Annotated in this window: 9 protein-coding genes; 8 read left to right on the top strand and 1 reads right to left on the bottom strand. The window is 73.5% G+C overall.

Annotated features, from left to right (window positions below):
* Positions 1-306 precede the first annotated feature (306 nt).
* From ADY01_RS27275 to ADY01_RS27250, 7 genes are all read left to right on the top strand, one after another.
* Positions 307-681, top strand: coding sequence for a DUF3499 domain-containing protein (locus tag ADY01_RS27275; protein WP_049578831.1), 375 nt, complete (start codon positions 307-309; stop codon positions 679-681).
* Between the two features lie 78 nt (positions 682-759).
* Positions 760-2,118 carry a phosphomannomutase/phosphoglucomutase gene (locus tag ADY01_RS27270; protein ID WP_049578829.1) on the top strand — a complete coding sequence of 453 codons (1,359 nt, stop codon included), beginning with the start codon at positions 760-762 and terminating at the stop codon, positions 2,116-2,118.
* A 159-nt stretch (positions 2,119-2,277) separates the two neighbouring features.
* Positions 2,278-2,451, top strand: a complete 174-nt coding sequence (locus tag ADY01_RS37480; protein WP_078900653.1) for a Trm112 family protein — start codon at positions 2,278-2,280, stop codon at positions 2,449-2,451.
* A gap of 41 nt (positions 2,452-2,492) precedes the next feature.
* A complete protein-coding gene (locus ADY01_RS27265) occupies positions 2,493-3,677 on the top strand; it encodes an SIS domain-containing protein (protein ID WP_049578827.1) in 1,185 nt (394 codons plus the stop codon).
* 49 nt (positions 3,678-3,726) lie between these two features.
* Entirely contained in the window at positions 3,727-4,947 is a 1,221-nt protein-coding gene (manA, locus tag ADY01_RS27260) for a mannose-6-phosphate isomerase, class I (RefSeq protein WP_049578825.1), read from the top strand.
* Between the two features lie 231 nt (positions 4,948-5,178).
* Positions 5,179-6,612, top strand: coding sequence for an adenosylhomocysteinase (gene ahcY / locus ADY01_RS27255; RefSeq protein ID WP_049578824.1), 1,434 nt, complete (start codon positions 5,179-5,181; stop codon positions 6,610-6,612).
* Positions 6,613-6,715: 103 nt separating this feature from the next.
* On the top strand, positions 6,716-7,354 hold the full coding sequence (locus ADY01_RS27250; RefSeq protein ID WP_049578822.1) for a hypothetical protein: 639 nt from the start codon (positions 6,716-6,718) through the stop codon (positions 7,352-7,354).
* Here ADY01_RS27250 and ADY01_RS27245 read toward each other — a convergent pair.
* Positions 7,338-8,258: an RDD family protein gene (locus ADY01_RS27245; protein WP_049578820.1), complete on the bottom strand. Its 921-nt coding sequence runs from the start codon at positions 8,256-8,258 to the stop codon at positions 7,338-7,340. The two genes, ADY01_RS27250 and ADY01_RS27245, sit on opposite strands and share 17 nt — an antisense overlap.
* An 85-nt stretch (positions 8,259-8,343) precedes the next feature.
* Between ADY01_RS27245 and ADY01_RS27240 the strand changes: the two genes are divergently transcribed.
* Complete coding sequence (locus ADY01_RS27240) at positions 8,344-9,354, top strand: stage II sporulation protein M (RefSeq protein WP_049578817.1); 1,011 nt, start codon at positions 8,344-8,346, stop codon at positions 9,352-9,354.
* Positions 9,355-9,707 lie beyond the last annotated feature (353 nt).

Raw genomic sequence — 9,707 nt, 5'->3', positions numbered from 1 at the left:
TGTTTTTGTTTTAATGATTCCGCCCACCACGAGCACCTCCACTCTCCTCTTCGTGGGCGGCGTCAGATGTTTAAAAGAGACAGTCCCCCCCGCCCGCGGGGCGGCCCGCCGTTCGGGGGACGGCGCCCGCCCCCGTTCCCCGGGCGGGACCGCCTCCCCGGCGCGGGCAACACCGCCCCCTTTCCCGGGACAACAGCGATGCTCCCGGCGAATCCGTACACCCCGGGAGCAGGCGGGACGACACGGCCGGGTGAGCGCGGGCGCAACCGTCGCGACCCGCTCAGGAGTGCGGTACGGTCCAACATCGTGAGCCCCGTACGTCGCTGTTCGCGCACCGCCTGCGCCCGCCCGGCCGTCGCGACGCTGACCTATGTCTACGCGGACTCCACGGCCGTTCTCGGCCCCCTCGCCACCTACGCCGAGCCGCACTGCTACGACCTGTGCGCGGAGCACTCCGAACGGCTGACCGCCCCCCGCGGGTGGGAGGTCGTCCGCCTCGCCGTGGACCCCACCGCCGCCCGGCACACGGCCGACGACCTGGAGGCCCTCGCCGACGCCGTCCGCGAGGCGGCCCGCACCCCCAGGCGTCGCGAGCCCCGGTCCCCCGCCGTGTCGGGAGCCGACCCCATGGAGGTCGCCCGCCGCGGGCATTTGCGGATCCTGCGGTCACCGGAACCGTAACGACCGGCCGGTACATTGAGGTCCGGAGCGCTCCTGACAGCACCGCCCATCCTCCGCCCTCAAGACAAGGGGTTAGCTGTGCCGGACCTGTCACACATCGTGAAGGCATACGACGTCAGGGGCGTCGTCCCCGACCAGTGGGACGAACGCCTCGCGGAGCTCTTCGGAGCCGCCTTCACGGAGATCACCGGCTCACGCGCCATCGTCATCGGACACGACATGCGGCCCTCCTCGCCGGGCCTCGCCCACGCCTTCGGCCTCGGCGCCGCCTCGCGCGGCGCCGACGTCACCGAGATCGGCCTCTGCTCGACCGACCAGCTCTACTACGCGAGCGGCGCCCTCGACCTGCCGGGCGCGATGTTCACCGCGAGCCACAACCCCGCCCAGTACAACGGCATCAAGATGTGCCGGGCCGGCGCCAAGCCGGTCGGCCAGGACAGCGGCCTCGCCGACATCCGCGCCCTGGTCGAGCGGTGGGCCGACGAGGGCGCCCCCGAGCCCGTCGCCGAGCGGGGCTCGGTCACGCGGCGCGACGTCCTGGAGGACTACGGCGCCTACCTGAAGTCGCTGGTCGACCTGGACTCCTCCCGGCCGCTGAAGATCGTCGTCGACGCGGGCAACGGCATGGGCGGCCACACCGTCCCCACCGTCCTCGCCGGGGTGCCGATCGAGGTCGACGCCATGTACTTCGAGCTGGACGGCACCTTTCCCCACCACGAGGCCAACCCCCTCGACCCCGCCAACATCGTGGATCTCCAGGCCCGCGTGAAGGCCACCGGCGCCGACGCCGGGCTCGCCTTCGACGGGGACGCCGACCGCTGCTTCGTCGTGGACGAACGCGGCGAGCCCGTCCCGCCCTCCGCCATCACCGCGCTCGTCGCCGTCCGCGAGCTGGGCAAGGACCCGGGGGCCGCCATCATCCACAACCTGATCACGTCCTGGACGGTCGCCGAGGTCGTCCGCGAGCACGGCGGCACGCCCATCCGCACCCGCGTCGGCCACTCGTTCATCAAGGCCGAGATGGCCAGGACCGGCGCGATCTTCGGCGGCGAGCACTCCGCCCACTACTACTTCCGCGACTTCTGGAACGCGGACACCGGCATGCTCGCCGCGCTCCACGTCCTGGCCGCGCTGGGCGAGCAGGAGGGGCCGCTCTCCGAACTGGTATCGGCCTACGACCGGTACGCCTCCTCGGGCGAGATCAACAGCCGGGTCGACGACCAGGAGGGCAGCACCGCCGCGGTCAAGGCGGCCTTCGAGGGGAAGCCGGGCATCAGCCTGGACGAGCTGGACGGCCTGACCGTCACCGCCCAGGACTGGTGGTTCAACCTCAGGCCCTCCAACACCGAACCGCTGCTCCGCCTCAACATCGAGGCCCGCGACTCCGCCACCGTCGACAAGATCCGCGACGAGGTCCTCGCCCTCGTCCGCGCCTGACCGGTCGCCTGACCGGTCGCCGGGCCGGTCGCGCCTGACCGGTCGCCGGGCCGCCGCCGGGCGCCGCCCTCCGTCGCGGGCGACCGGCTCGCCATGCCTGGGCGGCGTCCCTCCGGGTAGGGTGATCAGCGAGAGCCGATCACCCCCGGGAGGGACGCCATGCCGCTCGTCGAGGCCGCTCTGCTGGACATCCTCGTCTGCCCGGTCTGCCACGCCACGCTGCGTGAGGAGGGCCAGGAGCTCGTGTGCGCCGGCGATGGCTGCGGGCTCGCCTACCCGGTCCAGGACGGCATCCCGGCCCTCCTGGAGAGCGAGGCCCGCAGGACCGGCTGACACCCAGACCGGCCGAGACCCCGCGGGCCACCGGAGTTCCCATGATCGACGAAACGCTGCTCGACAGCCCGGACGGGCTGATCCGCGCCGACACCCGGGGGCTGCTCCGCGCGATCGCCGCCTCGGGCGCCCATGTGCGCACCGCCGCCCGCGCCGCCGCCGAGTCGGGCCTCGCCCGCCTCGCGCCCGAGGGCCGCCCCGGCACGCTGCTGGTCGCGGGCACCGGCCCCGCCGTGCCGCTGGCCGCGGGCCTGCTCGGCGCCCTCGCGGGAGACGGCCTGCGCGTCTCCCCTCTGCGGCCCACCGGCGCCCTGGCCGCCCCCGGCGCGCTGACCTGGCCGCTGCCCCGCTGGGTGGGGCCCCTCGACCTCCTCCTGATCGTCACGGACGACGGCGCCGAGGCCGGTCTCAGCCTCCTCCTGGAGGCCGCCTTCCGGCGCGGCTGCGCCGTCGTCACCGTCGCGCCCGAGAGGTCGCCGCTCGCCGAAGTCACCGTGCACCGGCGGAGCTTGACGATTCCCCACGCGCCCGCCCCGTTCCAGGAGTCCGGCGGGCACCCCGCCGCGCCGGGCCCGGCCTGGGCGCTGCTCACCCCGCTGCTGCTCCTCGGCGACCGGCTCGGCCTCTTCGAGGCGCCGGGGGACGCCGTCGCCGCCATGGCCGACCGGCTCGACGCCGTGGCCGAGCGCTGCGGCCCCACCACCAGGACCCACGACAACATCGCGAAGAGCCTGGCCGCCGAGTTCTCCGCGACGGTGCCGCTGCTGTGGAGCGAGGGTCCCCTCGCGGAGGCCGCCGCCCGGCACGCCACCGGGACGCTGACCGCCCTCGCCGGGCGCCCCGCGCTCACCGCCGGGCTGCCGGAGGCCCTCGGCGAGCACGGCGCGCTGCTCGGCGGCAGCCTCATCCCCGGCGCCGACCCCGACGACTTCTTCCGCGACCGCGTCGAGGAGCCCCAGCCGCTCCGCGCCCGCGTCGTGCTGCTGCGCGGGCCGCTGCGGCCCGACGAGCCCGGGGGGATGGGCGAGCCGGACGAGGAGGAGAACGTGCCGGGCGTGCCCACCGCGGCCGGCGCCGCCCGCGATCTCGCCTTCCAACAGGGCGTCGCCTTCAGCGAGTTGACGGCCGAAGAGGGCAGCGGGCCGCTGGAGACCGCCGCCGAGTTCATCGCCCGGCTCGACTTCACCGCCGTCTATCTGACCCTCGCCGCGGGCACGGGACCCTGACGCAAGGCCCCGGCCCCCGCACCGTGACCCACCGAAGGAACGCGCAGAGATGGACCGCCTCGACAACACCGTCAGGACCTACGCCTGGGGTTCGGCCACGGCCCTGCCCGAGCTGATGGGAACCGAGCCGACCGGCGGGCCGCAGGCCGAGCTGTGGATGGGCGCCCACCCCGGCGCCCCCTCCCGCATCGACCGCGGCGCCGGGCCCGTTTCGCTCGCCGACGTCATCGCCGACGACCCGGTCGGCGAGCTGGGCCGGGCCACCGTCGACGCGTTCGGCCCGCAGCTCCCCTTCCTGCTGAAGATCCTGGCCGCCGAGACCCCGCTCTCCCTCCAGGTCCACCCCGACCTCGCCCAGGCCAAGGCGGGCTTCGCGGACGAGGAGGTGCGCGGCATCCCCGTGGACGCGCCCCACCGCACCTACAAGGACGCCAACCACAAGCCCGAACTGATCTGCGCGCTCACCCCGTTCGACGGCCTCTGCGGCTTCAGGCCCGCCGCCGAGGCCGCCGACCTGCTCGACGGGCTCGGCGTCGACCAGCTCAAGCCGTACGCCGACCTGCTGCGCGCCAAGCCGGAGGGCGACGCGCTGCGCGAGGTCCTCACCGCCGTGCTCACCGCGGAGCGCGGGGCCATGGCCGAGACGGTCACCCTGGCCGGCGGCGCGGCGCGGCGGCTCGCCGACGAGACCCCGGCGTACGCCCCCTACGCCGAGCTGGCCACGCACTACCCGGGCGACCCCGGCGTCATCGCCGCCCTGCTGCTCAACCACGTCGTCCTCGCCCCCGGCGAGGCGCTCTACCTCGGCGCCGGCGTCCCGCACGCCTATCTGAACGGCCTGGGCGTCGAGATCATGGCCAACTCGGACAACGTGCTGCGCTGCGGCCTCACCCCGAAACACGTGGACGTGGCCGAACTGCTGCGCATCGTCCGGTTCGAGGTCACCCCGCCCGGCGTGCTGCGCCCGGTGCCGACCGCCGGAGCGCCGACCGCCGGAGCCCCGGGCGGCGGCACGGGCGAGGATGTGTTCGCGGCGCCGATCGGCGAGTTCCGCCTCTCGCGCCTCCGGCTGACCCCCGGCTCCGCCGCCCACCCCCTCCCGGAGTCGACCCCGCAGATCCTGCTCTGCACGGCCGGCCGCGTGCGCCTGCGCGGCGCGGACGGGAGCGAACTCGCCCTGGAACCGGGCCGGTCGGCGTATGTCAGGGCGGGGGAGCGGGTCGGGGCGACGGGCGAGGGCACGCTGTTCCGGGCCACCACCGCGCCCTGACGGAAACCGGCCAGGATTGACCGGCCGTCTTGAGACGCCCCGGGGGCGGCGGTGTACATTCGGCGCAGAAGTCGACGTCGCTGCTGATGGCAGTCGGGCGGCCCCGGGGCCGGCCCGGCCGAGGGGAAAGAAGGCCCTCCGACGGACTGCGAGCTCCGGACGTGCCGCCTCCCGGCGCGCGCCCGCAGTCGCATCATGTCCGCCAACGCTCAGCTTTGAGGAGCAGTCGTCATGTCATCGAGCGCTTCCACCGCTCAGGACTTCAAGGTCGCCGACCTGTCGCTGGCCGAATTCGGCCGCAAGGAGATCACCCTCGCCGAGCACGAGATGCCGGGGCTGATGGCGATCCGCGAGGAGTACGCCGCCACCCAGCCGCTGGCCGGGGCCAGGGTCACCGGCTCGCTGCACATGACCGTGCAGACGGCCGTGCTCATCGAGACGCTGGTCGCCCTCGGCGCGCGGGTCCGCTGGGCCTCGTGCAACATCTTCTCCACCCAGGACCACGCCGCCGCGGCCGTCGCCGCCGCGGGCATCCCCGTCTTCGCCTGGAAGGGCGAGACGCTCGAAGAGTACTGGTGGTGCACCGAGCAGGCCCTGGCCTGGCCCGACGCCCCCACCGGGGGCCCGAACATGATCCTGGACGACGGCGGCGACGCCACGCTCCTGATCCACAAGGGCGTGGAGTACGAGAAGGCGGGCCGGGTGCCCGACATCTCCACCGCGGAGAGCGACGAGCACCGCGTCATCCTGGAGCTGCTGACCCGCACGGTCGCCGAGACGCCGCAGAAGTGGACGCAGGCCGCCTCCGAGATCCGCGGCGTCACCGAGGAGACCACCACGGGCGTGCACCGTCTGTACGAGATGTTCCGCGAGGGCACGCTCCTCTTCCCCGCGATCAACGTCAACGACTCGGTCACCAAGTCCAAGTTCGACAACAAGTACGGCTGCCGCCACTCGCTGATCGACGGCATCAACCGCGCCACCGACGTCCTCATCGGCGGCAAGGTCGCCGTCGTCTGCGGCTACGGCGACGTCGGCAAGGGCTGCGCCGAGTCGCTCCGCGGCCAGGGCGCCCGCGTGATCATCACCGAGATCGACCCGATCTGCGCCCTCCAGGCCGCGATGGACGGATACCAGGTCGCGCGCCTGGACGACGTCGTCGAGACCGCCGACATCTTCGTCACCGCCACGGGCAACAAGGACATCATCATGGCCGCCGACATGGCCCGGATGAAGCACCAGGCGATCGTCGGCAACATCGGCCACTTCGACAACGAGATCGACATGGCCGGGCTCGCCAAGCTGCCCGGCGTGGTGCGCGACGAGGTCAAGCCCCAGGTCCACACCTGGGCCTTCCCCGACGGGCACACGATCATCGTGCTCTCCGAGGGCCGCCTGCTGAACCTGGGGAACGCCACGGGCCACCCGTCGTTCGTCATGTCCAACAGCTTCGCGAACCAGACGATCGCCCAGATCGAGCTCTTCGCCAAGACCAACGAGTACCCGACCGGCGTCTACACGATCCCCAAGCACCTGGACGAGAAGGTCGCCCGCCTCCACCTGGACGCCCTGGGCGTGCGGCTCACCGAGCTCAGCGCCGACCAGGCCTCCTACATCGGCGTCCCCGTCGAGGGCCCGTACAAGCCCGAGCACTACCGGTACTGATCCGGCACCACCGCCTCGACGCCCGGCCGCGCCACCACCGGCGGCCGGGCCCGGCGCCTCCCCCGTCCACGACCTCCGCCTTCCCCGACGCGAACGCGAATCGATGCCCCGCGGCCGGTACAGCCTCCAGGACCCGCACGACCACGCCCCCGTCGGCGAGGAGCGCTTCCAGTGCGCCCCCGGACCGACCGGCTGGCGCTATGTCTCCGCGACCCACGCCCCGGGCGGCGCCCCCACCGGGTCGGTCGACCTCACGCTGGACGCCCTCGGCCGCCCGGTCCGGCTCGAACTCCAGGCCGGGGGCTGGCGGGTGCGCGGCGCGGCGCTCCACGGCGTCACCTGGGTCAGGACCGCCGCCACCGGCGAGGACGCCCGGGAGGGCAACGCCCCCGCCCGCGCGTTCACCGGCGCCTCCCCGGCGTTCCTCGTCGCCACCGCCCGCCTGCTGCGGCTCACCCCCGACGCACCCGAGGCCCGCGTCCGGCTGGTCGCGTTCACCCCGCCGGTCCTCGCCCCCCGCACGCGCGACGAGCTGTGGACCCTCACCGGCACCGAGGTCCACACCGAGGACGGCGCCGCGCTGACCGTCGACGCCTACCGCGTCGACGACCTGGAGACCGGCGAGCGCCACACCGTCCATCTCGCGGGCGACGTGGTCCTCGCGGCGCCCGGCATCGAGCTCGAAGAGCTGGACTCGCCGCCCTCCGACCTCACGGGACACGACCTCATGACGGGGGAGTGAACCCCGTCCTCCGCTCCGGCTCCCGCGGCGGCGCCTCCGGCGGCGCGGGCGACTCGGGCGGCGCGGGCGGCCGATGGGGCGCGGCCTGCGGCGCCGGCGGTATGTGCGGTATCCGCGGCGGGGCGGCGACCGGCCCGGCAACGGGCCCGGCCGCGGGTCCGAACGCCCGCTCCGCCTCCCGCCGCTGCCGCTCCCCGGCGACGGCCGCCAGGTACGCGGCCGGGTGCAGCCCCGGCGGCGCCGGAGCGCCCACCCGCGCCACCACGTCATCCGCCAGCCGCACCGCCATCGTCCAGGCGACCTGCGGATCCAGCTGATGCGTCCGCGACAGGTACTGCCGGACCGCGAGCCACAGCCGCTCCGGCACGCGCGACAGGTCCAGCTCGGCGAACTGCCCTGCGACCTCGGGCGGAGGCGGCGGTACCGGGAGCCGCCTGCCACCGCCCGGGATGCGCTCCCGCACCACCAGCGTCCCCGCGAACACGTCCCCGAGCCGCCGCCCCTCGGCGGACACCAGCGACGCGATGCACGCCACCGAGCCCGCCGTCACGAAGATCTCGACAAACCCCACCGCGCTCCGCACCAGCGCGTGCCGGAACCGGATCGGCCCCCCGTCGTTCCGCACCACCCGCAGCCCGAACGCGAGCTTCCCCAGGGAGCGCCCCCGGCTGAACGTCTCCACCGCCACGGGCCCGCCGATCAGCACGAGAAGCAGCAACGCCACCTGCACCGCCTGCGCCGTGGCGGAACCGAGCGGGAGCACCGTGCTCAGCAGCACCACCGACACCAGCAGATAGGCGCCCACCACGAGCGCCAGGTCGAGCGCGACGGCCATCGCCCGGCTCGGCAGACGCGCCGGCTGGAGCCCGAGCACCACGGCGTCGCCCGTGACCAGCTGACTCATGCGGCCCTCTCCCCTCGCTCCTCGCGGTACCCGGAACCCGCTCTCCGCCGCCCAGTCTGTCACCGCGGTCTGACAAGCTCTGAGTATGGATCTCGACGTGTTCGTCGCCGCGCACCGGGCGGAGTGGGCCCGGCTGGAAGCCCTGCTGCGCCGCCGCCGTCGCACCCTGACGGGGGCCGAGGCCGACGAGCTCGTCACGCTCTACCAGCGCACGGCCACCCATCTCTCCCAGATCCAGTCCACCGCTCCCGACCCCGCGCTGACCAGCAGGCTCACCACCCTGGTCGCCCGCGCCCGCAGCGTCGTGGTCGGCACCCGCAGGGCGACCTGGCGCGACGCCCTAGGCTTCTTCACCGCCTCCTTCCCCGCGGCCTGCTACCGCACCCGCCACTGGTGGGTGCCCACCGCCCTGGTCTTCACCGTCCTGGTCGCCGCGCTGGGCTGGTGGATCGCAGACAGCCCCGAGGTCAGGGCCTCCCTGGCCGCTCCCGAGGACCTGCGCGAGATGACCCGCCCCGGCGGCGGCTACGAGTCGTACTACTCCAGCAGCCCCGCCGCCGCGTTCTCGGCCCAGGTCTGGACGAACAACGCCCAGGTCGCCGGGATGTCCCTGGCCCTGGGCACGCTGCTCGGCCTCCCCGTCCTGTGGCTCCTCCTCCAGAACGCGGTGAACGTCGCCATGGGCGTCGGCCTGATGGCGTCCGCCGACCGCCTCGACGTCTTCCTCGGACTGATCCTCCCGCACGGACTCCTGGAGCTGACGGCGGTGTTCGTGGCGGCGGGGGTGGGCCTGCGCCTGGGCTGGACGGTCATCGACCCGGGCCCGCGCACGCGCCTGAGCGCGCTGGCCCAGGAGGGCCGCGCCGCCCTCGGCATGGCCATCGGCCTCGCGGCCGTGCTGCTGGTCTCCGGGGTCATCGAGGGCTTCGTCACCCCGTCCGGGCTGCCCACCTGGGCCAGGATCGCCATCGGCGTGCTGGCGGAAGTGGCGTTCCTCGCCTATGTGTTCATCCTGGGCCGCAGGGCGGTCGCGGCCGGCGAGACCGGGGACGTGGCCGAGGGCGACCGACCGGTCGAGGCACCCGTCGCCGCGTGACCCCGGAGGACTCGGCTTGACGCTGTCGTCCGGCGGGCGTAACGTAGCCCGAGCGCTCTTGACAGGGCGCACTCCTACCACTGCCTATAACCCGTTGAGGGTTTATTTGGGCTGTCTGGAATTGGGGTCCCGGGGCCGGATTTGAAATTCGGTGGGGATTGCTTCTAGAGTGGTGGACACAGCGAAGGGAAACGCCCGGAGGGTCCTGGAAGGGGCTCGATGGAAGTGTCCGTTCCTTGAGAACTCAACAGCGTGCCAAAAGTCAATGCCAGATTTACTGCGTTGATATGACGTAGATATGGTTTGAAATGTTCAGCGAGAGTCTGTTCTCGGTGGATTGCTTTGAGCATTCA

Origin of the sequence: Streptomyces sp. SBT349, from assembly GCF_001083795.1 — a bacterium.
Lineage (GTDB): Bacteria > Actinomycetota > Actinomycetes > Streptomycetales > Streptomycetaceae > Streptomyces.
Note: the sequence above shows the minus strand (reverse complement) of the source record. Positions and strands in the feature narration are given on the sequence as shown.